19 protein-coding genes and 1 pseudogene are annotated in these 25550 nt (G+C 68.0%); 10 read left to right on the top strand and 10 right to left on the bottom strand.

Translation table 11 applies throughout. The features are described from left to right. Window positions 1-48 precede the first annotated feature (48 nt). The 3 genes from JOE59_RS16040 to JOE59_RS16030 are packed head-to-tail and all read left to right on the top strand — an operon-like array spanning window position 49 to window position 3538. Window positions 49-1485 carry a purine-cytosine permease family protein gene (locus JOE59_RS16040; RefSeq protein ID WP_204462206.1) on the top strand — a complete coding sequence of 479 codons (1437 nt, stop codon included), beginning with the start codon at window positions 49-51 and terminating at the stop codon, window positions 1483-1485. Then, on the top strand, window positions 1482-2714 hold the full coding sequence (locus JOE59_RS16035; protein ID WP_204462199.1) for a serine hydrolase domain-containing protein: 1233 nt from the start codon (window positions 1482-1484) through the stop codon (window positions 2712-2714). Before JOE59_RS16040 ends, JOE59_RS16035 begins: the two co-directional genes overlap by 4 nt. A 47-nt stretch (window positions 2715-2761) precedes the next feature. Beyond that, the gene (locus JOE59_RS16030) at window positions 2762-3538 is read left to right on the top strand and encodes a class I SAM-dependent methyltransferase (protein WP_204462196.1); all 777 of its coding nucleotides are present in this window, start codon (window positions 2762-2764) and stop codon (window positions 3536-3538) included. Window positions 3539-4032: 494 nt separating this feature from the next. Here JOE59_RS16030 and JOE59_RS16025 read toward each other — a convergent pair whose 3' ends face one another. Then, entirely contained in the window at window positions 4033-4527 is a 495-nt protein-coding gene (locus tag JOE59_RS16025) for an SRPBCC family protein (RefSeq protein WP_204462194.1), read from the bottom strand. Window positions 4528-4630: 103 nt separating this feature from the next. On the opposite strand from JOE59_RS16025, the gene JOE59_RS16020 reads away from it, so the two are divergent. Next, the gene (locus JOE59_RS16020; RefSeq protein WP_204462187.1) at window positions 4631-5104 is read left to right on the top strand and encodes a winged helix-turn-helix transcriptional regulator; all 474 of its coding nucleotides are present in this window, start codon (window positions 4631-4633) and stop codon (window positions 5102-5104) included. A gap of 176 nt (window positions 5105-5280) precedes the next feature. On the opposite strand, the gene dnaB is transcribed toward JOE59_RS16020, so the two are convergent. The 7 genes and pseudogenes from dnaB to JOE59_RS15985 all read right to left on the bottom strand — a co-directional run bounded on the left by dnaB (window position 5281) and on the right by JOE59_RS15985 (window position 11474). Further along, the gene (gene dnaB, locus JOE59_RS16015) at window positions 5281-6654 is read right to left on the bottom strand and encodes a replicative DNA helicase (protein WP_074260984.1); all 1374 of its coding nucleotides are present in this window, start codon (window positions 6652-6654) and stop codon (window positions 5281-5283) included. A gap of 465 nt (window positions 6655-7119) precedes the next feature. Continuing rightward, window positions 7120-7572: a 50S ribosomal protein L9 gene (gene rplI, locus JOE59_RS16010; protein WP_056007140.1), complete on the bottom strand. Its 453-nt coding sequence runs from the start codon at window positions 7570-7572 to the stop codon at window positions 7120-7122. Between the two features lie 11 nt (window positions 7573-7583). After that, window positions 7584-7844 (bottom strand): 30S ribosomal protein S18, encoded by a 261-nt coding sequence (gene rpsR, locus JOE59_RS16005; RefSeq protein WP_022892391.1) that lies wholly within the window; start codon window positions 7842-7844, stop codon window positions 7584-7586. 88 nt (window positions 7845-7932) lie between these two features. After that, window positions 7933-8457 (bottom strand): single-stranded DNA-binding protein, encoded by a 525-nt coding sequence (locus tag JOE59_RS16000; RefSeq protein WP_056007138.1) that lies wholly within the window; start codon window positions 8455-8457, stop codon window positions 7933-7935. Window positions 8458-8558: 101 nt separating this feature from the next. Beyond that, a pseudogene (gene rpsF, locus JOE59_RS15995) lies at window positions 8559-8918 on the bottom strand (30S ribosomal protein S6); the annotation flags it as partial. Window positions 8919-9137: 219 nt separating this feature from the next. Further along, window positions 9138-9950: a hypothetical protein gene (locus JOE59_RS15990; protein ID WP_204462184.1), complete on the bottom strand. Its 813-nt coding sequence runs from the start codon at window positions 9948-9950 to the stop codon at window positions 9138-9140. 93 nt (window positions 9951-10043) lie between these two features. Beyond that, window positions 10044-11474: a CCA tRNA nucleotidyltransferase gene (locus JOE59_RS15985; protein ID WP_204462182.1), complete on the bottom strand. Its 1431-nt coding sequence runs from the start codon at window positions 11472-11474 to the stop codon at window positions 10044-10046. 106 nt (window positions 11475-11580) lie between these two features. Between JOE59_RS15985 and JOE59_RS15980 the strand changes: the two genes are divergently transcribed. The 6 genes from JOE59_RS15980 to JOE59_RS15955 all read left to right on the top strand — a co-directional run bounded on the left by JOE59_RS15980 (window position 11581) and on the right by JOE59_RS15955 (window position 19668). Beyond that, the gene (locus tag JOE59_RS15980; RefSeq protein ID WP_204462180.1) at window positions 11581-14079 is read left to right on the top strand and encodes a DUF6049 family protein; all 2499 of its coding nucleotides are present in this window, start codon (window positions 11581-11583) and stop codon (window positions 14077-14079) included. Beyond that, window positions 14072-15694: a murein biosynthesis integral membrane protein MurJ gene (murJ, locus tag JOE59_RS15975; protein ID WP_204462178.1), complete on the top strand. Its 1623-nt coding sequence runs from the start codon at window positions 14072-14074 to the stop codon at window positions 15692-15694. The genes JOE59_RS15980 and murJ overlap by 8 nt, the downstream gene beginning before the upstream one ends. A 129-nt stretch (window positions 15695-15823) precedes the next feature. After that, window positions 15824-16807: a thioredoxin-disulfide reductase gene (gene trxB / locus JOE59_RS15970; RefSeq protein ID WP_204462176.1), complete on the top strand. Its 984-nt coding sequence runs from the start codon at window positions 15824-15826 to the stop codon at window positions 16805-16807. A gap of 74 nt (window positions 16808-16881) precedes the next feature. Beyond that, window positions 16882-17205: a thioredoxin gene (gene trxA / locus JOE59_RS15965; RefSeq protein WP_056007113.1), complete on the top strand. Its 324-nt coding sequence runs from the start codon at window positions 16882-16884 to the stop codon at window positions 17203-17205. Window positions 17206-17368: 163 nt separating this feature from the next. After that, entirely contained in the window at window positions 17369-18691 is a 1323-nt protein-coding gene (locus JOE59_RS15960) for an aminotransferase-like domain-containing protein (RefSeq protein WP_074260456.1), read from the top strand. A gap of 17 nt (window positions 18692-18708) precedes the next feature. Beyond that, complete coding sequence (locus JOE59_RS15955; RefSeq protein WP_204462174.1) at window positions 18709-19668, top strand: D-alanine--D-alanine ligase family protein; 960 nt, start codon at window positions 18709-18711, stop codon at window positions 19666-19668. Window positions 19669-19806: 138 nt separating this feature from the next. On the opposite strand, the gene JOE59_RS15950 is transcribed toward JOE59_RS15955, so the two are convergent. Together JOE59_RS15950 and JOE59_RS18870 are read right to left on the bottom strand one after the other, a co-directional pair. Beyond that, window positions 19807-20787, bottom strand: a complete 981-nt coding sequence (locus JOE59_RS15950) for a ParB/RepB/Spo0J family partition protein (protein WP_204462165.1) — start codon at window positions 20785-20787, stop codon at window positions 19807-19809. Then, window positions 20787-21659: a ParA family protein gene (locus JOE59_RS18870; RefSeq protein WP_275581252.1), complete on the bottom strand. Its 873-nt coding sequence runs from the start codon at window positions 21657-21659 to the stop codon at window positions 20787-20789. Before JOE59_RS18870 ends, JOE59_RS15950 begins: the two co-directional genes overlap by 1 nt. Window positions 21660-25550: the final 3891 nt, after the last annotated feature.

The following is a 25550-nucleotide window of genomic DNA, read 5'->3' as shown; positions in this document are numbered from 1 at the left end:
CCTTGGACGATCGACGTCACCGGGCTCCAGAACTCCGAGAGGATCCTCGTGCCAACCAGCACCGACCCGGCAACGTCGCCGGCCTTCGTCGACACCGCAAGCCGCCCCGAGACGCGAGGCATCGAGCTGGTGAGCCCGTCCGACCGGCACGGCCGGGCCCGCGATCTGTTCTGGGTGTGGGCCGCACCCAACGTCAGCGTATTGAACTTCACCATCGGCGCGACGATGATCCTGCTCGGCCTCGAGCTCTGGCAGGCGATCCTCGTCATCGTCGCCGCCTCGCTGCCGTGGGTGTTCCCCGGCATCCTCGCGATCGCCGGTCCCGCCGCCGGAACCTCCGGCTCGGTGATCACCCGCGCGCTGTACGGCGTCATCGGCAACAAGCTCGTCGTCGCGTTCACGGGCTGGCTCATCTCGGCGGTCTTCCTCGCCCTCAACTGGCTGGCGTCCTCCTTCATGGGGGCGGACCTGCTCGCCCGGTCGGGGCTCACCGACCCAGTACTGGGGCCTGTGGTCGTCACAGTCGTCGTGTCGGCGATCACGGTGCTCGTCGCGGTCTACGGGCATGCGCTCATCATCAAGAGCTACTCGGTGATCACCATCGTGCTGCTCGTGGTCTTCCTGGCCGTGACCGCATTCATCCTGCCTCACGTCGACTGGAGCTACCGGGCGGCGGAGCCGCTCGACGGCGTACCGCTCTGGTCGGCGATGACGATCGGCTTCACGATCCTCGCCTCGACGCCGCTCTCGTATGCCAACAGCCCCGACATCGCACGCTACCTGCCGCGCTCGACGAGGCCCTCGCACATCATCGCCGCGACCGCCCTCGGTGGCGCCCTGCCCTGCATCTTCTTCACGATCGTCGGCGCCCTACTGGCCACCGCCGTCAGCGATACGGCGATGGCCGCCGGCATCGAGACGGCCCTGCTCGACCTGCTGCCGGGATGGCTCGGCCCGATCTTCATCCTGGGGGTCATCGTGAACACCGTCGCCCTGAACGGCATGACCACCTACACGTCCAGCATGGCCCTGCAGGCGGTCGGCGTACCGATCCGCCGTATACCCTCCGCCATCGTCGTGGGCGCCATCGGTACCGCCCTCACGCTCTACCTGGTGATGTCGACGAACCTGCTCGACGCGGTGAACCTCATGCTGCAGTTCCTCGTGATCGTCTCGGCCCCTGCGATGGCGATCTTCACGACCGACATCATCGTGCGCCGCAACCGCTACGACGGATACGCGCTCTTCGATGAGGATCGCGGTGGGCCGTTCTGGTACACGGGCGGCTGGAGCATCCCCGGCATCTGCGCTGTCGTGATCGGTGGGCTCGCCACCGCGCTCTGCTTGTCGACCGACATCTGGTCAGGTCCGATCTCCGAAGCGATGGGATACATCGACCTCTCGGTGCCGGCCGGCATGATCGTGGCCGCGGGGGTCTACCTCGGTCTCTCGAAGACCTCACTCGGACGGAGCGCACTCCGATGAGCGACGCGGATGGCTCTGGCGACCCGGATGCCGCGAACGGCTCGATTCAGGCGGACCGCGTGACCGGCCCCCACCCCAGCCGATATCCCGGCGCCGCCGCCGGCCGACCGAGTCTCGCCACCTGGCAGGATGCCCCGGACAATCGCTGGGCATTCGCGCACCTCGGTGAGCTGGTGCCGACCGCGACCGTCGCACGCAACGTGCCGGCCGTGCCGGCCGACGCCACGGTGCGGCTCGACGCGCTGACGCCCGCACTGCCAGATCTGGAGGCGCGGCTCGAGCAGAGTTTCACCGATGCGTTCCTCGTGTTGCGCGGCGAAGAGGTGCTTGCGGAGTACTACCGGCCGGGCTTTGCTCCGGACGCTCTCCACCTCGTGATGAGTGTCTCGAAGTCGCTCTGCGGGCTCGTCGTCGGCGCGCTCATCGACGAGAGCCGCATCGACCCCGAGCGGCCGGTGACCGACTACGTTCCCGAGCTCGCCGGCTCGGTCTACGACGGGCCGAGCGTCCGGCACGTGCTCGACATGCAGATCGCCATCGACTACGACGAGGACTACACGAATCCGGCCGCCGAGGTGCAGGCGCATGACCGCGCAGCGGGCTGGCGTGCCCGATGCGCCGATGACCCGGACGACACGTACTCATTCCTCACGACGCTCCGTGGCAGCGGTTCGGTGGGTGAGTTCCAGTACTGCTCGGCGAATACCGACGTACTCGCCTGGGTCATCGAGCGGGTCACAGGTCTGCGCTACAGCGACGCACTGTCGGTCCACCTCTGGTCGAAACTCGACGCCGATCAGGACGCCACGATCACCGTGGACACGGCCGGCTTCGGCTTCGCGAACGGCGGAGTCTCGTGCACGGCGCGTGACCTTGCACGGGTCGGCCGACTCATGCTCGATGGCGGGCTCGCCCCCGGGGGCCGGGTCGTGTCGGAGGAGTGGGCGAGCGCGGTCCTCGACGGCGGTGACCGCGAGGCGATGACGTACGAGGGTTTCACCACGGCGTTCCCCAACGGTTCGTACACGCGCCAGTGGTGGTGCATGGGCAACGAACGCGGCAACGTGAGCGGAATCGGCATCCACGGCCAGAACCTCTGGCTCGATCCGCAGACGGATTCCGTCATCGTGAAGCTCTCGACCTGGCCCGACCCCGACTCGGCGTTCTGGCACGGGGTGCAGAGCGAGTTGCTGCTCGACGTGAGCGAGGCGCTCGACTCATTCGGCTAGGAGAACGCGGAATGGGCGTGCCACGATGTGCGTGGGGAGGGATCACAGTGGGCGAGGTCGCGTACGGGTCATTGGCGTCGGTGTATGAGTGGCTGGTACCGGATGCCAAGGCGTCCCCGGCGGGCAACGCGCAGGGGTTCGAGATGGTGACGGCTGGGCTCGCCCCGGGGGCACAGGTCTTGGACTGCGCCTGCGGGATCGGGTTGCTGGCGGTGGGGCTGGCTGAGGCCGGGTTCCGGGTCACCGCGTGCGATGCCAGCCCTGCGATGGTCGAGCGGACCGAGGCGCTGGCTCGCGCTCACGAGGTCGAGGTGTCGACGCGGGTATGCCGCTGGGACCAGCTACCCGATCAAGGCTGGCAGGACCGGTTCGACGCTGTGTTCTGCGTTGGGAACTCGCTCGCGCACGCGGTCGGACGCAGTGGCCGGAGCGCCGCACTCGACGGCATGGCATTCGTGTTGGCGACGGGTGGGGTGTTGGCACTGACCTCCCGCAACTGGGAGCAGATCCGCTCGGCAGGCAGCAGGCTGGACGTCTGGGACCGGCTCGTGGAACGTGCCGGCCGCAAGGCAGTGGTGGCGTACTCCTGGCAGGTGCCGCCTTCATGGGACGCCGAACACCACCTCCAGATCTCCGTGGCAGCGCTCGAGGATGGTGACCAGCTGCAGGTGACGACCGAACTGCTGCCGATGTGGCCCTTCCGCCACGAGGAACTCCTCGCCGATGTCGCGGCCGCAGGTCTCGATCTCGCAGGGTCCACGTACGACGCGACCCAGCCGCAGTATCTCGTCACCGCTCAGCGACGCACAGCGTTGCCGACCTGACTCACATCTTCTGGCGGAACCTGCAGGAGGAACGCTGTTGTGTGGGTCCACGCCGAGATGTCCCTATGGCGCCGAATCCCACTGCATTTGTCCGGGACGGCGGATCCGCCGACCGGTGGATGCGCGCATCGGTCGGCTGGAGGGCTGCGCGCATCGGTCGGCCGGGGGCTGCCGACGAGCGGGCGAACACGGCAGGCTCGGAGCATGGACATGAGGGCGCCCGCGGGGGGCAGAACGAGCGGAGTGAGCACGGATGTCGCGGTCCCGGCATCGAACAAACTGCTCACGGGTCATGAGCATGGGTGGATCGTCGAGTCGGCGCACTCCACATCAGAGGGTCGGGTTCTTTACGTGCGATGCGCCGAGTGCGGAGTCAGACGGATCGACGTGGAGCAGCACCCGGACGCTCCGCCCACGGTGCTCAGCGTTGAGTTGCGCCAGCCTCCCGACGGCGCCACGCCTCGTGGATGCCGCGACGTCCGGGGCGGCTGGGCTCACACGTAGATCGCGACGAGCTTGCCGAGGGACTCCTCGAGGCCCTTCTTCGAGAGCGCGAGCTGTTCGGGGTCGATGTAGCCGAGTTCGGTGACGGTGAGTCGCGTCACGTCGTCGCCGATCGGCTCGAACGTGATGACGTGCCGCACGTCGCGCGGGATGCCCGCGGCCCCGATGGTCGCGGGGTCGATCGTGGTGCCGTGCTCGTCGGCGATGTTGTGGATGAACTCGAGGCGGTGCGGTGCGTCGACGAGCGTATACGCCCAGGTGCTGTACAGCGCCGGGAACCCCCAGTCGGGGGCGCTCATGCACACGAGGGACGTGCCGCCGACGCGCACGTCGAGCTCGGCGACCGTGCAGGTGAAGCCGTTCGGGCCCCACCAGCGAAGCACGCGGTCGGGTTCGGTCCACGACTTCCAGGCCGCCTCGATGGGGGCGGGGATGTCGCGGCTCACGACGAGATCGTGCGTCTCGTGCTGGGTCGTGTCGTTCATCGTGACTCCTCCGCTCCGGGCCGCCGCCGCGGCATCCGTTTCACTTCGATGATCGAAGCGTAGATCACTATGATGATCAAAGTCAATGCCGTAGACTCGACGCATGAAGCGAGCTGAAGGGCGGTCTACCTGCCCGACCAACTTCACCGTGGAGACCTTCGGCGACAGCTGGTCGCTGCTGATCATGCGCGACCTGCTCACACTCGGCAAGCACACCTTCGGGGAGTTCCTTCGGTCCGAGGAGCGCATCGGTCCGAGCGTGCTCGCCGACCGCCTCGCCCGACTCGAGCGCAGCGGAATCATTGTGCGCACCCCGAGCGAGACGGATGCTCGCAAGGTCACCTACTCGGCGACGGAGCGCGGCATCGCGGCGATCCCGCTCCTGTACGAGGCGGCGCGATGGGGCATGGGCGGCGTTCCCATCGAGGAGGACGATCCGTGGGAGGCGGTCATGGCGATGGACCGCCACGACGTGCTCGACGCGTGGCAGCAGGCCGTGCGCGAGGGTGGTTCGCTCCTCGGAGGCGCGGATTGCGCGTTCGCGCGGCTGAGCGCCAGGGCACGCGCGGTCGTGTGACGGTGACGCATCGCGGCGGAGCGCCAGCGCGCACGGTCGCGTGACGGCGACGGGGGCGGTGACGCGAGCAACACCCCGGGTCAGAGGCTTCGATTCTCATCGACTTGTCAATGTGCCAAGTGCGTGACCAGTCATCGAGAAAAGGACAGGTTGCGCGAGAACCTACAAGCGTGCCGCTACCCCTGCACCATGTCCGCGAAGCGCGAGAAGTGGCCGTGGAACGCGACGGTGATCGTGCGAGTGGGGCCGTTACGGTGCTTGGCCACGATGAGGTCGGCCTCGCCGGCGCGCGGGCTGTCGCGCTCGTAGGCGCTCTCGCGATGCAGCAGGATCACCATGTCGGCGTCCTGCTCGATCGAGCCCGACTCGCGCAGGTCGCTGATGGCGGGCATCTTGTCGGCGCGCTGCTCGGGGCCACGGTTCAGCTGCGACAGCGCGATCACGGGCACCTGAAGCTCCTTCGCGAGCAGCTTCAGCGCACGCGAGAACTCCGACACCTCTTGCTGGCGGCTCTCGACGCGCTTGCCGCTGGTCATGAGCTGGAGGTAGTCGATGACGACCATCTTCAGCCCGACCTTCTGCTTGAGGCGGCGGCACTTCGCGCGGATCTCGACGAGCGTCATGTTGGGGGAGTCGTCGATGTAGAGCGGTGCGTCGTTGATGCGGCCGCGGGTCGCCGCGATCGTGGTCCAGTCGCGCGAGTCGACCGTGCCCTTTCGCATCATCTGCAGCGGCACGGATGCCTCGGCGCTGAGCAGACGCATCGCGATCTCGCTCTTGCCCATCTCGAGTGAGAAGAAGACCGACGGCTGGCCGTTCGTGATCGACGCGGCCCGCGCGAAGTCGAGCGCGAGGGTCGACTTACCCATGGCGGGTCGCGCAGCGACGATGATCATCTGGCCGGGGTGGAAGCCGTTGGTCAGGTCGTCGAGGTCGGCGAAGCCGGTCGGCACGCCAGTGAACTTGCCGTCGGTGTGCTTGGCGGCCTCGATCTCGTCGATGGCGACCGTCACGGCTTCGGAGAGCGGCACGTAGTCTTCGGTCTCGACCGAGCCGGTCACGGCGTAGATCTCGGCCTGGGCGTTGTTGACGAGGTCGGTGACCTCGCCCTCGCCCTGGTAACCCATCTGCACGATGCGGGTGCCGGCCTCGACGAGGCGGCGCAGCATCGCGCGCTCGGCGACGATCGAGGAGTAGAAGCCGGCGTTCGCCGCGGTCGGCACGATGCTCGTGAGCGTGTGCAGGTACTCGACGCCGCCGGCGCGTTGCAGGTCGCCGGTCTTCGTCAGCTCGTCGGTGACGGCGATGACGTCGGTGGGCTCGCCGTGCGAGTAGAGGGTGAGGATCGCGTTGAAGACGACCTCGTGCTTCGGCACGTAGAAGTCGACGCCGCGAACGGTCTCGATGACGTCGGCGACGGCGTCTTTCGAGAGCATCATGCCGCCGAGCGCGCTCTGCTCGGCGAGGAGGTCGTGGGGAGGAACGCGTTCGCCCCGTCGGGCGTCACCGTCGTCAGCCGGTTCAGCGAGCCCGATGTGCGCGATCGACAAGTTCATGACCTCCGGTTCGGCTCGGACGGGCGAGCGACCCGCGCCCACGACCCAGTGTCCCGGAGGCCGCCGACATGGCGGGCCGAGCAGGATGTCAGAAGGGGTGGAATGGACGCTGCTTCACGATAGGGAAGCCTGTGCACACACACAACCCAGCCTGTGGATAACTCTGGGGACAATCTGGGCGAAACGCCGTGGAATGTGTGCACTACGCCTGTGGATAACTGTGGAAACTCGGTGAATTACATGGGTTGAATTTCGATCTGACCTGCGATTTTATCTACTCACACCTGTGGGGGAAAACTTCTTTGGAAGCGCACTCCACATGTGTGTCCACCTGTGTACAACCATCACAGCGAACATTGATCTCGACTTGCGCGCACCACCGCCGCGGGTGTACGGGGAGAACGCGAAAACGGCGGCCGGGCCGAAGCCCGAACCGCCGTTCTCGTGGTGCGTCGCGAGTTACTTCGCGGCAACCACCTGAAGGGTGATCGTCGCCGAGAGCTCGTCGTGCAGACGAACCGTCGCCTCGTGGTCGCCGACCGCCTTGATGGGGGTCGTGATCTCGATCTTGCGCTTGTCGAGCTCGCCGAGACCGGCGGTCGCGACGGCAGCCGCGACATCCGAGGTCTTGACGGAGCCGAAGAGGCGACCGCCCTGGCCGGCCTTGACGGCCAGCTTGACCTTGGTCGACTCGAGCTTGGCCTTGACAGCCTGTGCGTCTTCGAGCGAGTGCAGAGCGCGAGCGGCGCGAGCCGCCTTGATCTGCTCGACCTGCTTCTCGCCACCGCGCGACCACGCCACAGCGAAGCCCTGGGGGACGAGGTAGTTGCGAGCGTAACCGCTCTTGACCTCGACGACGTCGCCGGCCGTGCCGAGGCCGGTGACCTCGTGCGTGAGAATTACCTTAGCCATTGTCGTGCTCCTTAGCGGCCAGAGCCCGAGTAGGGCAGAAGGGCCATCTCGCGTGCGTTCTTGACGGCACGGGCGATCAGGCGCTGCTCCTGCACGGAGACACCGGTGATACGGCGGGCGCGGATCTTTCCACGCTCGGAGATGAACTTGCGGAGGGTCGCGACGTCCTTGTAGTCGATGACACCGACCTTGATGGACTTCGCCGGGGCGGCGTTCTTCGCGCCCTTCCCGCGGGTCGGCTTGCGGCGATCGCCGCTCGACTTTCCAGCCATTGTCTTTCCTGTCTATTGAAAACGATTCGAGCGAGCGGATGCCTGGGGCATCCGTTCACCGGCCGCTGCGCTACTGGAGCGCCTGGGCCTAGAAGGGGGTCTCGTCGCCGTAGCTCGTACCGGGGGTGTTCCAGACGTCTCCGCCGCCGCCGCCCTGAGGGGCTGCTGCGGGAGCGCTGGGTGCCCACGGCTCGTCGGCACCGGCGCCGCCCCCGAAGGAGCTGTTGCCGCCGCCGACACCACGGTTGGACTGTGCGCGCGTCACGGACGCGGTGGCGTAGCGCAGGCTCGGGCCGATTTCATCGACCTCGAGCTCGATGGTGGTGCGCTTCTCGCCTTCCTTCGTCTCGTAGGAACGCTGCTTGAGACGCCCGGAAGCGATGACCCGGGATCCCTTGGTGAGTGAACCGGCCACGTGCTCGGCGAATTCACGCCAGACGCTCGCGCGCAGGAACAGCGCTTCGCCGTCCTTCCACTCGTTCGCCTGACGGTCGAACGTACGAGGAGTGGAAGCGATGGTGAAGTTGGCAACCGCGAGGCCGTTCTGCGTGTAACGCAGCTCGGGATCTGCAGTGAGGTTGCCCACCACGGTGATGATGGTCTCGCCGGCCATGAGGACTAGTCGTCCTTCTTGGCCGTGGCGGGAGCGGCGGCGACCGCAGCGGCGGGAGCGGCGGCGACAGCGGCAGCAGGAGCTGCAGCCTTCGCGCCGGCCTTCGCCTGAGCGGCGGCCTTCTTCGCGGCCTTCGCCTCCTGGGCCTTCGCGTGAGCGGCGACCTGTGCGATCGCCTCTTCGGCGCGGAGGACCTTGGTGCGCATGACGGCCTCGCTGAGGTTCAGCTGGCGGTCGAGCTCATCGGTGGTCTTGGACTCGGCGGTGAAGTCGACGACGGCGTAGATGCCCTCGTTCTTCTTGTTGATCTCGTACGCCAGACGACGACGTCCCCAGATGTCGACCTTGTCGACGGTGCCGCCATCATTACGGATGACGTTGAGGAACTTGTCAAGGCTGGGAGCAACGGTGCGCTCATCGATCTCGGGATCGAGGATAACCATCAGCTCGTATTGGTGCATGACTAACCCACCTCCTTCGGACTCAAACGGCTACAGGATCTCTGCAGCAGGAGGGTTGTGCATACGTCACGCCATGGAGGCCGCACATTCGCGGCACACGGGCAACCTAGACAGCATAGCGGATGCCCCGCACCCGCGCCATTCGGCCCCGGGATGGCATCGGGCCGGGCGTCAGGCCCAGGCCCGGTCGTCGAACTCCGGCCTCGGGCCTCCGGTGCCTCAGACCTCGGGCGCCTTCTCGCCGGCGGAGACCGGCCACCACGGGGCATCCGCGCCGAAGCGAACGACCGCGAGGCCGCTCTTCGCGCCCGGCTTCACGAACATGCCCTCGAGCCGGCTGCCTGCCTGCGGCACGCCGGGCGCGGCAGCGGCCTTCGCCGTCAGCACGAGTTCGGTGCCGACGGGGATCCCCTCGGTCGCCGACGCGGCCACCGCGGTGATGTCGATCTCGGTGTTCTTCGGCGTCGCGGCCTTCTTCTGGTTGACGACGCGCACGGTCGCACCGGTGACATCGGCTGCGAACTCGGGCGCTCGCGTCGACGGGTCGAACCGCGACAGCCGAACGGTGCCCGCGATCGAGCGAACGAGCGCGATGACGCCGCCCGCGAGCACGAGTCCGCCCGCGATGCCCCAGAACCAGCCCCAGAAGCCGATGGGCTCGGGTGCATCGAACGAGGCGCGATCGGTGCTGGTGTTGAGGTAGACCGTCACATCGCCGAGTTGCTCGTCATCGGTCGAGAGCGTCTCGCGGTACTGCTGACCTCCGTATTCGAACTCGACGACGAGCGCGCGCACGTTCTCCATGTGACGGTTCCGACGCGAGCCCTGCGTCTGCAGGATCGTCGTCTCCTCGACCGCGACGGCAGCGACCTGCTCGGTGTGCTCGGTCGCCTGCGCGATGACCGGGCCGACGAAGGTCGTCGACCAGATCCAGATGCCGAACACGAGCAGCACGGCCCAGACGATGTGGCGGCGAACCCTCGACTTCGTGTAGGTGGAGAGATGGGCGCGGTCGGTCGTCGTCATGGTCATGCGTGTGTTCCCCCGGAGGTCGGTGCGGTGTCGTCCGCGCCGATCATAACGACTCCGGATTCCCGCTCCGCGCGCCTGTGCACAAACCCGGCGTCAGGCGTCGCGCGACGCCCACCAGGCGAGCAGTCGCTCAGTCGCGGCATCCGGGCCGATGGGGCCCTCGTCGAGGCGCACCTCGAGCAGGTACCGGTAGGCCTCGCCGACGACGGGGCCGGGCGCGACGCCGAGCAGCCGCATGATGTCGGCGCCGTCGAGCTCGGGGCGCACCGCGGCGAGTTCCTCCTCCTCGGCGAGCACGGCGATGCGCTCCTCGAGGTCGTCGTAGGCGAAGGCGAGCTGGTCGGCCTTGCGCCGATTGCGGGTCGTGACGTCGGCACGGGCGAGGATGTGGAGCCGCTCGAGCTGGTCGCCGGCGTCGCGCACGTAGCGGCGCACGGCCGAGTCGCTCCACGCGCCATCCGTGTACCCGAAGAACCGCAGGTGCAGCTCGATGAGCCGCGAGACCGCGGCGATCGTGTCGTTGTCGAAGCGCAGGGCGCGCAGGCGCTTGCGGGCGAGCTTGGCGCCGACGACGTCGTGGTGGTGGAAGCTGACGGCACCGCCCGCCTCGAAGCGCCGGGTGGCGGGCTTGCCGATGTCGTGCAGCAGCGCCGCGAGGCGCACGATGAGGTCGGGGGAGTCGAGCACGCCGCGCTCGATCTCGTAGTCGATCGCCTGGTCGAGCACGGTGAGGCTGTGCTCGTAGACGTCCTTGTGGCGGTGGTGCTCGTCGCGCTCGAGCGAGAGCGCGGGCAGCTCGGGCAGCACGCGTTCGGCGAGGCCCGATTCGACGAGCAGTCGGATGCCGCTGCGCGGGGTCCGCGACAGGAGCAGCTTCGTCAGCTCGTCGCGCACGCGCTCGGCCGAGATGCGGTCGATCTCGGCGGCGAGGTCGGTCATCGCCTGCTCTGTGGCCGGCTCGACCGTGAAGCCGAGCTGGGCGGCGAAGCGCGCGGCGCGCAGCATCCGCAGCGGGTCGTCGCCGAACGACTGCTCGGGGGCGGCCGGGGTGCGCAGCACCTGTGCCACGAGGTCCTCCACGCCGCCCGACGGGTCGACGAGTTCGAGCTTCGGCAGGCGCAGCGCGAGGGCGTTGACCGTGAAGTCGCGTCGGGTGAGGTCGTCTTCGAGGCTCGAGCCGAACACGACCTCGGGTTTGCGTGACGCACCGTCGTAGGCGTCGGCACGGTACGTCGTGATCTCGACGGTCTCGCCGGCGATCTTCGCGCCGATCGTGCCGAAGGCGCGGCCGATGTCCCAATGGGCCTCGGCGATGGGCTTGACGATCGCGAGGATCTCGTCGGGCGTGGCATCCGTCGTGAAGTCGAGGTCGTTGACGGGCCGTCCGAGGAAGGCGTCGCGCACCGGCCCGCCGACGAGGGCGATCTCGTGCCCCGCCGCCTCGAACGCCGCCGCGAGTCGCGAGACGGTCGGCGAAGCCGCCAGCTCGCCCAGCCGGTCGAGGGCTGTCGCGACACTCTGCATGCCCCTATGTTAAGCGCCGCGCGACGGATGCCTCGGCCCGCACGCAACCCGAAGCGCCTGTGGATGCCGAGCAGATGCCCGGGTGCCACGCCGTAGAATCGCCAGCATGGTGCCCGAGTCGAACCCTGCGCGCCGCCGGTGCTCACGGGTCGAATCGACGGAGAGCGCCCGGCGGCCCGCGTCGACGGCGCACGCGAACCGGTTCCACCGACGCGGCTTCACGGCCTTCGGTTCGGCGATCGCCACGGCCGCGACGGTCGCGCTGCTGGCATCCGCCCCGCTCGCTGCGAATGCAGCGGTCACCGGCGCATCGGCGGCGGTGACAACCGGGACCCGTGCCGCGTCGGCCGAGTCGCGCTCCGACTCCGGCTCCGGCGTCGTGCTGCGCGTCGCGCCGACGGTGGCGACGAGCATCGCGCCCGACGCGCCCATCGGCCTCGAGATCGAGGTCGAGAACGCCACGGCGGACCCCATCCCGGCGGGCGCCCTGCAACTCTTCCGATCGGCGACTGAGATCGACGACACGGCCGAGCTCGATGCGTGGCTCGCCCAGGCGCCCGGCCCCGACGCTTCAGCGGCCGACGCCGCCGCGACTGAGGCGACCGCCATCGACGGCGTCGAGGTCGCCGAGGTCGAGTCCTCGATGATCGCCGCCGGCGCGGTCGAGGTCGTGTCGATCACGCTGCCGCCGGCTGCCGTCGACGAGATCGACGGGTCACCGGTGCTCGGACTCGGCGTGGAGCTGCACGTCGACGGCACGCTCATCGCATCCGCCACCGACGCCTTCGCCAGCACGGCAGCACCGACCACCGGCCCGACGGCGATCGCAGTCGCGGTTCCCGTGACGGTGCCGGCATCCGCGACCGGCCTGCTCGGAGCAGACGACCTCGCCGCATGGACCTCGCCGTCCGGCCTCCTGTCCCGCCAGCTCGACGCCGTCGAGGGCCACCCCGTCGCGATCGGCATCGACCCGCGCATCATCGCGTCGATCCGCACGCTCGGCACCTCCGCGCCGAGCACCGCCTCCGCATGGCTCGAGCGCCTTGCGGCGCTCCCCAACGAGATATTCCCTCTCGCGTATGCAGATGCGGATGTCGCGGCGCAGGCGCAGCTCGGCCTGCCCGCTCTGCTCGCTCCGACGTCGTTCTCCGACGAGCTCGATCCGGCGGACTTCGCGGGAGGCGCCGACGCCGGAGGCGACGAAGCCGATGAAACCGACGGCACCGACGAAGCCGGCACGACGGCGCCCGACGACACCGACCCGACCGCCACTCCGGTGCCGACCGAACCGCCGACGGGTGAAGTGCCGTCGACCGAGGAACTCCTCGAGTGGCCGTATACCCGAACCGACATCGGCTGGCCCGCCGACGACACGGTCGCCGCCGGGGATCTCGCATTCCTCGCCACCGCGGGGCTGACGACTTCGATCCTCGCCCCGGGCAACGTCGTTGCCGGCGAGCAGTGGGCCAACTCGGCCTCGAGCGTCGACGGCTCGACCGCCGTCGTGGCAGATGCACGGCTCACGCCGCCGCTCCGCGCGGCATCCGAGGCCCTGAGCGACACGGAGTGGCGCGCTGCGGCGGGCCAACTCGGCGCCGAACTCGCGCTGCTCGACGGCAGCGGCGACCAGCCCGTCGCGTTGCTCGCGACGCTCGATCGCGGCGCCGGGGCGCAGTCGGCACGGGTCGCCGCCACCCTCGACGCACTCGCTGACAACCCGCGCGTGGCTGCCGCGTCGCTCACCGAAGCCATCGGAGCCCCTCCGGTGGCCCGCGAACTCGTCGACGAACCCGAAGACCGCCAGCGCATCGACAACGTCAGTCGCATCGTCCGCACCGACGCGAACCTGACGGCCTTCGCGACGGTGCTCGACGATCCCCGTGAGCTCACGGGTCCCACGCGCCGCGACGTCCTCGCCCTGCTCGACGTCGACTGGCTCGACGATCGCCCCGCCTGGGACGCCGCAGTCGGCGAGTGGCTCGTCGCTCAGCGCCGAACGCTCGATGCGGTCTCGATCATCCCCAGCAGCCCCATCAACGTGGTGTCGTCCGAGACGGGCGTGCCCACGACGATCCTGAACGCGCTGCCCTACCCCGTCACCGTCGTCGTCGACGTCACGCCGTCGAACGGCCGCCTGGTCGTCGAGGACCAGGTCACCGTCACGGTCGACCCCGAGTCGCGGAGCACCGTGAAGGTGCCCGTGGCAGCCGGCATCGGCAACGGCGAAGTCACGCTCACCGTGTCACTGAGCTCACCCGAGGGCGTGCCGGTCGGCAGCCCCGTCTCGATCCCCGTCAACGTGCAGGCCGACTGGGAAGGCCTCGGCGCCGCCATCCTCGGCGCCATCGTCGTCGTCTTCTTCGGCGTCGGCATCTGGCGCAACATCCGTCGCCACCGCAAGAAGCGGGCCGAGGCCGCCGCGACCGCTGCAGCGAGCGAGACGGATGCCGTCGCCGAGACGAATGCGTCCGACGCGGCCGACACCTCTGAGGTGACGGACACCTCAGGCGCAGCGGATGCCGGCGCGCCGGTCGAGGCCGCCGACGAGACGCCTGCAGGCGAACCCACGACCGACGAACCGGGAGACGAGCGCCGCGATGGCTGAAGACCGTATCGGACGCGCGAGCGCCTTCCTCGCCTCGGGCACGATCGTCTCCCGCATCCTCGGGTTCGTGAAGACGATCGTGCTGACCGCCACGATCGGCATGGTCGGTTCCGGTGCCAACGCCTTCGCGATCGCGACGCAACTGCCGAACACCATCTACGCCATCGTCGGCGGCGGCGTGCTGTCGGCGGTGCTCGTTCCGCAGATCGTCCGGGCGAGCCGCTCGCCCGACGGCGGTGAACGGTACATCAACAAGCTCGTCACCGTCGCGCTGGTGATGCTCGCGGGCGTCGCGATCATCGCCACGCTGGCCGCGCCACTGCTCACACTCCTGTACGGTCCGAGGCTCGACGATGAGACGCGCCAACTCGCGACCCTGTTCGCCTTCTGGTCACTGCCGCAGATCTTCTTCTACGGGCTCTACTCCGTGCTCGGCGAAGTGCTGAACGCCCGTCGCTCGTTCGGTCCGTTCACCTGGGTGCCGGTCATCAACAACCTCGTCGGCATCGCCGGAATGCTGGTCTTCGCGTTCATCTTCGGGGCCGACCCGACCGGCGCGCGGGCCCCGTCCGAGTGGACGGGCGGCATGATCGCCCTCCTCGCCGGTGCCACGACGCTCGGAGTCGCCCTGCAGGCCTTCACGCTCTTCTGGTTCTGGAAGCGCATCGGCCTGCGGTTCCGCCCCGACTTCGGCTGGCGAGGCGTGGGCCTCGGCGCCGCCGGGAAGATCGCGGGCTGGACCTTCGGCATGCTGTTGCTCACGACGTTCGCCGGCATCGTCGAGACCGGCGTCAGCGGCGACGCAGCCGACACGGGCGATCCGTCCGTCGCCGCCCTCAACAACGCATGGCTCATCTTCATGCTGCCGCACTCGGTGATCACTGTCTCGATCGCGACGGCCTACTTCACCCGCCTGAGCGAGCACGCTGCCGCTGCAGACACCGACCGGGTGCGAGCCGACCTCTCGAGCGCCTTGCGCGGCATCGGCTCGATCATCGTGATCGCCGCTGCGGTCATCATGGTCGTCGCCTACCCGTTCGGCGCGGTCTATGGCCTGGGAGATCTGGAGAGCATCGCCGCGTTCGGCAACATCGTGATCGCGTACCTCATCGGGTTGATCGGCTTCTCGGCACTGTTCGTCGTGCAGCGCACGTTCTACGCGCTCAACGACACCAGGACCCCCTTCTTCTTCACGCTCTTCCAGGTCGTGCTCTTCACCGGCGGCGCGCTCTACGCCGGCACTCTGCCGACCTCGCAGATCGCCGTCGCGATCGCGCTCACGACGACGATCGCCGGTACGGCGCAACTCGTGCTCGCGGCACTGCTCCTGCGGCGCAAGCTGCGCGGCATCGACCTGCGGCACGTCCTCGCCTCGTACCTGCGGTACCTTGCCGCTGCGGTCGTTCCCGTCGCGGTCGGCATCGGAATCCTCGTGCTGCTCGGCGGAACCACCGAAGGCGGTTTCGCGCTCGCGACGCGTGCCGGAGCGATCGTGTCGATGATCGTGATCGGCACGGCGATGTCGCTCCTCTACTTCGCCACGCTCTGGTTCGCACGCGTGCCCGAGTTCCGCGGCTTCGCGGAGGCGATCATCGTCAAGCTCCGGCGCCGCTGAGCACCCGGCATCCGTCACACGCTGGATCGCGCAGCTCCCGCGGAATAGTCGCCGCTTAGACTGTGTTGAGCATCTCGTGGCATCCGATTCGTTGAATGCTGCGAATCACCAGCAACGACGGGAGCGGGCTTGCGCGACATCATCATCATCGGTTCTGGACCGGCCGGTTTCACGGCTGCGATCTACGCCGCTCGCGCGCAGCTGAAACCACTGCTCATCGCGAGTTCGGTCGAGATCGGCGGCGAGCTGATGAACACGACAGAGGTCGAGAACTTCCCCGGCTTCCCCGAGGGCATCATGGGCCCCGACCTGATGACGAAGCTCCAGGAGCAGGCCGAGCGATTCGGCACCGAGGTCGTCTACGACGACGTCGTCGAGCTCGAACTCGACGGCCCGGTCAAGCGCGTCAAGCTGGGCAACGGCGACGAGCACGAGGCATCCGCGATCATCTACGCGACCGGTTCGGCGTACCGCAAGCTCGGCCTTCCCGAAGAAGAGGTGCTCTCGGGCCACGGGCTGTCGTGGTGCGCGACGTGCGACGGATTCTTCTTCCGCCAGAAGACGATCGCCGTCGTCGGCGGCGGCGACTCGGCCATGGAGGAGGCGACGTTCCTCACCCGCTTCGCCGACAAGGTCTACGTGATCCACCGTCGCGACACTCTCAAGGCGTCGAAGATCATGCAGCAGCGCGCCTTCGACAACGAGAAGATCGAGTTCATCTGGAACGCAGAGGTGGCCCGACTGCTCGGTGAAACCGCCGTGACCGGTGTCACCCTGCGCGACACCGTGACGGGCGAGGAGCGCGACCTCGAACTCGACGGCCTCTTCGTCGCGATCGGCAACGACCCGCGCACGCACCTCGTGCACGGCAAGCTCGACCTCACGAGCGAGGGCACCATCGCCGTCGACGGGCGCACGTCGAAGACCAACATCCCCGGCGTGTTCGCTGCCGGTGACGTCATCGACCCGCACTACCGCCAGGCGGTCACCGCAGCGGGTTCGGGCACGGTCGCAGCACTCGACGCCGAGCACTACCTCGCAGCGCTCCCAAAAACGCCTGAGGCCGGAACGGACTTCTCGGTCGCCGAGGCCGAGTTCGCCGCGGTGAACTGAGGCCCGGGGCATCCCGGACTCAGTCCTTCCCTCCTCTTCCCTGAACTTCTGATTTCCACCAAAAGGAGAACGCAATGACTGCACGTGCAGTGACCGAGGCCACCTTCGAGCAGGAGGTCCTCAACAACGAGAAGGCCGTGCTCGTGGACTTCTGGGCCGAGTGGTGCGGCCCGTGCCGCGCCGTCAGCCCGATCCTCGACCAGATCGCGACGGAGCACGCCGACAAGCTCGACATCGTCAAGCTCAACGTCGATGAGAACCCCGGCCTCGCGATGAAGTACCAGATCACCGCGATTCCCGCGTTCAAGGTCTTCGAGAAGGGCGAGGTCGTCAAGACCGTCATCGGCGCCAAGCCGAAGCCCGCACTCGAGGCCGACCTCGCCGCCTACATCTCGTAGTCGGCGGTCGAACTCCAGACCCGTCCGGCGAAAGCCGGGCGGGTCTTTCGCGTCTCCGGGCCCGACACCCAGAAGGAGCGGATGTCGCAGGCGCGCGACCCCGAACGACCGCCCGGAACCCAGCAACTACCATGGAAACCCTGAACAGAACGGAAGCAGCGCAGTGACATCTGACGGCGTCCCCCAGCGGACCGGCAACAATCTCGACCCTTGGTACGCGAATTACGCCGAGCGAGCCGCCGGGCTGGCCGCCTCCGAAGTCCGAGCCCTGTTCGCCGTCGCCTCGCGACCCGAGGTCGTCTCGCTGGCCGGCGGCATGCCGTACGTCTCGGCGCTGCCGCACGAGCTCATCACCTCCTCGATGGAGAAGGTCATGCGCGAACGCGGTGCCGTTGCGCTGCAATACGGCTCTGGTCAGGGGATTCCCGAACTGCGCGAGCAGATCCTCGACGTGATGGCGATCGAGGGCATCCACGGCAGCGTTGACAACGTCGTGACGGCGACCGGCTCGCAGCAGGCGCTCGACCTCGTCGCGAAGCTCTTCATCGATCCCGGAGACGTGATCCTCGCCGAGTCGCCGAGCTACGTCGGCGCGCTCGGCATCTTCCGTTCGTACCAGGCGAACGTCGCCCACGTCGCGACCGACGAGCACGGGCTGATCCCCGAGGCGCTGCGGCAGACGATCGCGGCGCTCCGCGGCCAGGGCCGTCGCATCAAGTTCCTCTACACGATCCCGAACTTCCACAATCCGGCCGGCGTCACGCTCTCCGCCGAACGGCGGCCCGAGATCCTCGAGATCTGCCGCTCGAACGAGATCCTCGTGCTCGAAGACAACCCCTACGGTCTGCTGCACTTCGACGAGCCCGCGCCGAATGCCCTGCGCTCGCTCGACCCCGAGGGCGTCATCTACCTCGGCTCGTTCTCGAAGACGCTCGCGCCCGGGTTCCGGGTCGGATGGGCGCTCGCACCGCACGCCATCCGCGAGAAACTCATCCTCGCGGCGGAGTCCGCGATCCTGTCGCCGAGCTCGTTCAGCCAGATGGTGGTGTCCGAGTACCTGGCCACCGCCGATTGGCGCGCGCAGATCGACACCTTCCGCGGCGTGTACCGCGAGCGGAAGGACGCGATGATCGAGGCGCTGGGGGAGTACCTGCCGCAGCTCAACTGGACCAACCCGAACGGTGGGTTCTACGTCTGGGTCACGATGCCCGACGTGCTCGACTCGAAGCAGATGCTGCCGCGCGCAGTGAAGGAGCTCGTGGCGTATACGCCCGGCACGGCATTCTTCGCCGACGGTCGCGGACGGCATGCCATGCGCCTGTCCTTCTGCTATCCGACGCCCGATGCGATCCGGCTCGGCATCCGTCGCCTCGCGACCGTGATCAACGGTGAGCTCGACCTGCTCGACACCTTCGCGGGCACGGGTCCGCTCCAACTGCCACCGAGTGCGGGTTACGACTCCGCACCGCCGTCCGACCTGAAGTAGTGGAGAAACACCTGATCATGAGCGATTCTTCCGGTCTCTACGTCGTCGTGCTTGCCGGAGGCATCTCGCACGAACGAGACGTCTCCCTTCGTTCAGGGCGCCGAGTGGCCGACGCGCTCATCGCCGCGGGTCACCGCGTCGTGCTCCGCGATCCCGACGCCGGCCTGCTCCCGTTCCTCGTGAACGAGCGGCCCGACGTCGTATTCCCCGCACTGCATGGATCCAGTGGTGAAGACGGTTCGCTCCTCGAACTGCTCGCCGCGATCGGTGTGCCGACTGTCGGTTCGTCCGGTGCGGCGTCGCGCCGTGCCTGGTCGAAGCCCATTGCGAGCTCGCTGCTCGCCGCCGCCGGCGTTGCCGTTCCCGAGTCGATCGTGCTCTCCCACGAGGCCTTCAGGGAGCTCGGAGCATCGAGCGTGCTGAAGGTCGTCCGTTCGGCACTCGAGGGCGACCTCGTCGTCAAGCCGGCGTCCGGCGGTTCGGCTCAAGGCGTCACGATCGTCGAAGACACGAACGACCTGCCGCGCGCGATGGTCGAAGCCTTCACCTACGACGACGTCGCCGTTGTCGAGCGCCGCATCCACGGCACGGAGATCGCGGTCGCGGTCGTCGACACCGGCGACGGCCCGCGCGCCCTGCCTGCGGTCGAGATCGAACCCACCGCAGGTGTCTACAGTTTCCAGGCCCGGTACAACGCGGGGGAGACGACGTTCTACGCACCATCACGACTCGGCGACGCAGCAGTGACGGCGGTGTCGGAAGCTGCCGTGCTCGCACACCACACGCTCGGGCTCCGCGATCTGTCGCGCGTCGACTTCATCGTCGATGACAGCGGCCGCCCCTGGTTCCTCGAGGCGAACGTCATCCCCGGTCTCACCGAGACCTCACTCGTGCCGCTCGCCATCGACGCCTCGGGCTCGAGTGCCGCCGCGATCTACGGTGCACTCGTGGAGGCGGCACGCGCTCGCTCCAACTGACGTCGCAACGTGAGAGAGGGTCGGTCCATTCGGACCGACCCTCTTCCACGTTCGGATCAGTGCAGGTTTCGCGCCGATCGCCCGGTTCGAATCGCCTGATTTCGGTTCGTCAGAACGGATTCTCCGGACGACATGCGATCACACGCCGTCGAGATTCTCGCCGAGGTCAGTGAGGATCCGACGCAGGTCCTGAACGGTAGCGAAATCAACGGTGATCTGGCCTTTTCTCGCGCCAAGAGCGATCTTCACGCGGGTGTTCAGGCGGTCGCCCAAGCGAGTGGCGAGGTCTTCGAGGAAGTCCTGCCGTTTGCCGGCAGCGGGCTTCGGACGCGACATCTTCGGTTCCTTGGTCGCCACGGCCTCCGCGGCACGCACCGACAGTTCCTCGTTCACGATCTTGTCGGCGAAGCGCTGCATCTCGACGGCGTCATCGCCGATCGACAGAATCGCGCGAGCGTGGCCGGCGCTCAACACCCCCGCCGCGACCCGGAGCTGCACCGGCTCGGGGAGACGCAGCAGACGGAGCGTGTTCGAGATCTGCGGGCGCGAGCGACCGATGCGTGAGGCGAGCTGTTCCTGCGTGATGCCGAAGTCGGACAGCAGCTGCTGGTACGCCGATGCCTCTTCGAGCGGGTTCAGCTGGGAGCGATGCAGGTTCTCGAGCAGCGCGTCGCGCAGCATGTCCTCGTTCGCCGTGTCCTTCACCACCGCCGGGATCGAGTCGAGGCCTGCGGCCTTGGTGGCGCGAAGGCGCCGCTCGCCCATGACGAGTTCGTACTTGCCCGCGAGCTCGGGGTGGCGCCGAACGACGATCGGCTGCAGCACACCGAACTCGCGCACGCTGTGCACGAGCTCCGCGAGGTCATCGGGGTCGAAGACGCTGCGCGGCTGGTGGGCGTTGGGAAGGATGTCGTTCGGGTCGAGTCGGGCCAAGTGGGCGCCAGGAACGGTGACGAGTCCCTCTGCCGAAGCGGCCTGTTCGACCACCGCGACCGCAGTGGGCTGCTGCGCATCGGACTCGGGGAAGAAGACGTCGACCGGGCGTGCTCGTGTGGTGTCGTCGCCACCCGGGATCAGTGCACCGATTCCACGTCCGAGGCCGGTTCGTTTCGTTGCCATCAGTTCGACTCCTCGGGTGTTGCTGCGCCGCGACGAGCGATCTCGGCGGCCGCCTCTCGATACGACAGGGATCCGGTCGAACCGAAGTCGTAGCTGATCACGCTCTGACCGTAGCTCGGCGCCTCCGACACGCGGACCGATCGGGGGATGATCGTCTCCAACGTTTGAACGGGGAAGTGGTCGCGCACCTCCTGCGCCACCTGCTGGGCAAGGTTGGTACGCGAGTCGTACATCGTCAGCAGGATCGTCGAGAGGCGAAGCTCGGGATTGAGGTGCTTCTCGATCAGTTCGATGTTGCTGAGCAGTTGGGAGAGGCCCTCGAGTGCGTAGTACTCGCACTGAATCGGGATGAGCACCTCACGAGCTGCGACGAACGCGTTGATCGTCAGGAGACCGAGCGACGGCGGGCAGTCGATGAAGACGTAGTCGTACGGGCGCTCCATCGTGGCGAGATGTGCATCGAGCGCCCTGCGCAGTCGCTGTTCACGCGCAACGAGCGACACCAGCTCGATCTCAGCGCCAGCGAGATGGATGGTCGCCGGAACGCAGTCCAGCAACTCGTGCTCGGTCGACGGCTGCACGACCTCAGCGAGTGACACGTCGGAGACGAGCACCTCGTAGACGCTCTTGCGTTCGGATCGGTGATCGACGCCAAGTGCTGTCGACGCATTGCCCTGCGGATCGAGGTCGATCACGAGCACTCGGGCGCCGGCACGGGCGAGGCCGGCAGCGAGGTTCACAGCGGTGGTCGTCTTGCCGACGCCACCCTTCTGATTGGAGATCGTCAGCACGCGAGTCGACGGTGGCAGCGGGAGTACCGCTTCATCGAGCGCGATGCGCCGACGGGTCTCGTCGGCGAGTTCGTAAGCCAGGGGAGTTCCTCCGTGATCTGACGATGTTTCACGTGAAACATCGGGGGCTTCGGTTGGTTCGTGGGGTGCTGGCGGCGCTGTGGACGGGGCAACGGGAGCGATGGCATCGGCGATCAGCACGGGGTCTGCAACGGACGGCGATGCCTGTGCGACTGCGGCGATCTCGTGCGACGCGGCCTGCTGACCATCTGGTGCGCCCTGCACAGCACCCTCCAGATCTTCCGGCGCAGCACCCTGTGGCGCAGTGGCCACGGACGCCGTGCCGGTCGTGGCCGGCGCTGGAGAGTCTTGTGCCGTGGTCGCAGCACCGGTGCGAGCGGGGTGCAACGAAGAGGCCGTATCGGCAGCGGCGTCTCCGACGATCTCGCGGATCAGGTCCTCGAGCAGCCGGTCGGGGCCGGTGGGGTGATGCTCCGTGGCGGTCTCTGCGGGATCGACGTCGGCAGTGAGCGCCGCGGCCGTCGCGGCATCCCAGTCGATGCCGCGCGACACCGTCTCGTGGGCGGACGGCGCCTCGGTTCGTGCAGTGGATTCGCGGACCGGGTGGTCTTCTCCAACAGACGGCGGCGCGGTCGACGCGTCTGCTTCACGATCCGCGATGCGGACCGCCGCCGCCTCGACTGCCGAAGACGACCCACCTTCCGGTCGGTCAGTCGCGGCGGGTGCGGCATCGAAACCGTCCGGGGAGGCGCCGAGCCGAGCCTCGGGGCTCCATTCGACGAACTGCTGCGGGTCGGATGCGGGCGATGACTCGCCCTGTGGCCGGTCTACGTCCGTCGGCCCAGGAGGGGGCGGTGGGGTGGATCTGACGTGTGTGGTGCCACCTGCGAGCTCATCGGGGGCGGGCTGAGGGCGCTTGCGGTGAAACCATCCACGTCCCCCGCCCTGTGCCATGCCGATGCTCCAAATCCTTGGTATTCGAGAGATTCGCCGCATTCTGCGGTGTCCTCGATCCGAGAGTCAAGCCTAACCGGCGCGACCGACTCTCAAGTTGAAACACGAGCGAACTCCGCGAGATCCGAACCGATCGTCCGCGGCAGGGACGGGTCAGCCGCCCCTTGCGCGCTGCCTGTACGGTTGCCTGCATCTCTTCGCGGTGTTTCACGTGAAACATCTTGTTCGCTTCATGCCGGTGGCGCGGGTCTGCTGCTCGAGAGAACAGTGCGATCGGCGACAGCAGAGACGAAGCGAACGCACGCGCTCGGGATCGAGGTCATGACTACTCCACCGGGATGTGAAGCCAGCCGCGAGGGAGCGGTACCCCGAGGGACAGGTGTTGCCGATCCCGAATCGGCCAGAATTCGCCGATGGCTCGAGGGGGACAGCACTCCACCGGCACCGCCGCCCTCTTCTGCCCGCTGCCTGCTGCCCGCACCCCGCACCCCGCACCCCGCAGGCCGTTGCCGTTGCCGTTGCCGTTGCCGAGCCGAGCCGCTGTTCCCGCGATCGAGACCACGCGAGTCGGCTCGCTCGCCCCTGCCACGAGGGGGGCCTGGTCGACCGCGATGTTTCACGTGAAACATCGCGATACTTCACCCCTCGTGCCCCTCGAACCCTCTCCGATGGCGCGAGCCGCCGGAGTCCCGATTCTCTCCGGCCGGACGGCCACTGATCCGAGACCAGGCGACGAGCGCGCCATGGCGGCTGCGCCGCCCCCACGCGAGCCACCATCACACACCGCGATTCCGTGACCTCGCGCGTGACTCTGCGCCCGGGCACCACCAACAGGAGCCGACTGGCGGGAGCGGCACGACCAATGATCAGAAGCACCGACCACGTCCACTGACGGGGATCGCGAGAGGGGAGAGGGAACGAATCCACCTGCACGACGGGCGGGGAGGACGAGGGTCATCTCCCGCGCCAGTCGGCCACGGGAGGCGTCACCGCGGTCATACCTCGACGGGCCGGCTCGACCCTCGACGCCGGCAGGGAGCGGAAAGCGCGGTGCCGGGTTCTCTGCCGAGGAACAACCCGCGGGACTTGGGTTCGGCCCCAAGGATACGGAACATGCGCGGCGGGATCTCGGCTCCGGAATCGAGGCGCTTGGATCGTGCTGCGGAAGCCTGGTCAACGGAGAGAGGTGCAGGCCGGCGGTTGCGTAGGCTTCGACACGGATCGCGTCGGGTCTCGGGGTGGTCGAACTGTGTCTTGGGTCCGAGGGCGGATCCAGCCTCGGCGAATGCGCCCTGGGAATCGGCGAGCGTGATTCGCGCCCGAGACCGCCGGGCGTAGGCCGACGAGTCGAGGCTCGGCAGCGCGCGGCGAGATCTCGGTCCCAGGCATGCGGGTGCGGAGACCGGGCTTCCGCGTGCGGAGACCGGGCTGCGGGATGAGCGTCCGGTCAACGCTCCGGCGGGATCCGGCCGTGGGACTCGGGGAGCTCCGCCCGAAGCGTCGGTCCGAGGATGAGACCGTGAGACCTCGGGCATGGCTGCAGGCCGCGACCAAGCCCGGCTCCAGGGATCGAAGCTCAGAATCAGCCAGCGAATCCCCAGTACTGGAATCGGCTGCGGGTCGCGAACTGCGGGTTGTGGGTTCGCCTCGGCGAAGCATCTGGACCTGGGTCTGATCTGGTCTGATCTGGTCTGATCTGATCTGATCTGATCTGATCTGAGAGCAAGGGTCCCCACAGCACATCATCTGGAGCCACGATCGGGGACTACGCGTCGAGCCTCAGGTCTTGGGCACTCGTCGAGGTCGGGGGATCGAGCTGCGGGTCTCGGTCCGCAAGAGCTCGGCCGGGGACCGGGAGTTGGAATCGGTATGGGGGAGCGGGCCACGAGCTTCGCGTCTCGGACAGCGGGATCCCGAGCGGGGGACGGCGGGTGTGTGAGGGATGACGCGGGGCCCAAGACCCGGTGCCGAGCCGCGGGGAAGGCGCGGCCTCGAGCATGAGGAGCGGTGGCGGATCGACACGGCAACTGGATGCCCGCGCGTGACGGGATGATGCAGTCTCGCTCGGCTCGCGGCCGGAATATTGGGACACGCCGCCCCTGGGCGGCGGGCCGCGGCACCGCTGATCACGATCACTGCGCGGGTCCGATGCAGACCGCACCCGCATCGAGATGTCGTGGTGCACCGCGCGGTGGACCACGTTTCAGGTGAAACGCACCGCTGCGGTTCCGGCCCTGCGCCCGCGGTTCCGGCACAGCGTTTCACGTGAAACGCACCGCCTTGGCTTCCGGCAGTCACGCCTGCCGCGATGAACGGATGGACGGTCGGCTTCCGCATCCTCGTCCGGTCGCGCCGGACGGGAGCCTGGCGGAGACGCCCGCGCCTGCATGCCGAATCGATCGGGCAGGTGCGCGTTGCGGCATCTCGGATCCTCCGACTCGCGCACTCTTCCCGACCGGGCGGGTCGCGGGGAACCCGAGGGAACGTTTCGGGCGAGACGAAAGAATGCAACGCAGGCGCCGGCGCCTGCAGACGACCACGCCATCGACACCCACCCGAGCATGGCGGTGAGTCGCGACACCGATGTTTCACGTGAAACACCGTGCGAACCAGAGTGCCGCCGGGGGAGTCGCGACATCGTGGCGAACCGCTCACCCGCGGAACGGGCTCGCGCTCCTCGCCGTTCGCGGGAGCGCCGCAGCCTTCGGGTCCGGGGACACGCGCTCGCGCCAGAGGACCTGGTGCAACCTTCATCCCCCTCGCCCGGCTCCGAAACCTGGGGGCGATGCCGACCTGCCCTGACTCGTCGCGTCGAGCGGGTACTGGCTGAGTTGGCCGACGCACCGCTCTCTCGTTGTGATCCCCCGAGGTCGCCTCACGGGCTCTGAGGTGCGTCATGGGACCCACAGAGACGGACATGTCTTGTGCTGCGGACTCCGATCTGAGCACGGAAGCCGCATCGGCTGCACACCCGGCACGACAGCCTCGTCGCGCCCG

This window comes from Agromyces cerinus (assembly GCF_016907835.1).
In the GTDB taxonomy this organism is placed as follows: Bacteria; Actinomycetota; Actinomycetes; order Actinomycetales; family Microbacteriaceae; genus Agromyces; species Agromyces nitratus.
The sequence above is the reverse complement of the archived record's forward strand: the minus strand, read 5'-3'. Positions and strand labels throughout refer to the sequence as shown.

Excerpts from the sequence above, each read along its gene's own strand:
- JOE59_RS16035 (WP_204462199.1), top strand. The coding sequence starts at position 1,482 with ATGAGCGACGCGGATGGCTCTGGCGACCCGGATGCCGCGAACGGCTCG.
- JOE59_RS16025 (WP_204462194.1), bottom strand. The coding sequence starts at position 4,527 with ATGAACGACACGACCCAGCACGAGACGCACGATCTCGTCGTGAGCCGC.
- JOE59_RS16020 (WP_204462187.1), top strand. The coding sequence starts at position 4,631 with ATGAAGCGAGCTGAAGGGCGGTCTACCTGCCCGACCAACTTCACCGTG.
- rplI (WP_056007140.1), bottom strand. The coding sequence starts at position 7,572 with ATGGCTAAGGTAATTCTCACGCACGAGGTCACCGGCCTCGGCACGGCC.
- rpsR (WP_022892391.1), bottom strand. The coding sequence starts at position 7,844 with ATGGCTGGAAAGTCGAGCGGCGATCGCCGCAAGCCGACCCGCGGGAAG.
- JOE59_RS16000 (WP_056007138.1), bottom strand. The coding sequence starts at position 8,457 with ATGGCCGGCGAGACCATCATCACCGTGGTGGGCAACCTCACTGCAGAT.
- JOE59_RS15990 (WP_204462184.1), bottom strand. The coding sequence starts at position 9,950 with ATGACCATGACGACGACCGACCGCGCCCATCTCTCCACCTACACGAAG.
- JOE59_RS15985 (WP_204462182.1), bottom strand. The coding sequence starts at position 11,474 with ATGCAGAGTGTCGCGACAGCCCTCGACCGGCTGGGCGAGCTGGCGGCT.
- JOE59_RS15980 (WP_204462180.1), top strand. The coding sequence starts at position 11,581 with ATGGTGCCCGAGTCGAACCCTGCGCGCCGCCGGTGCTCACGGGTCGAA.
- murJ (WP_204462178.1), top strand. The coding sequence starts at position 14,072 with ATGGCTGAAGACCGTATCGGACGCGCGAGCGCCTTCCTCGCCTCGGGC.
- trxA (WP_056007113.1), top strand. The coding sequence starts at position 16,882 with ATGACTGCACGTGCAGTGACCGAGGCCACCTTCGAGCAGGAGGTCCTC.
- JOE59_RS15955 (WP_204462174.1), top strand. The coding sequence starts at position 18,709 with ATGAGCGATTCTTCCGGTCTCTACGTCGTCGTGCTTGCCGGAGGCATC.
- JOE59_RS15950 (WP_204462165.1), bottom strand. The coding sequence starts at position 20,787 with ATGGCAACGAAACGAACCGGCCTCGGACGTGGAATCGGTGCACTGATC.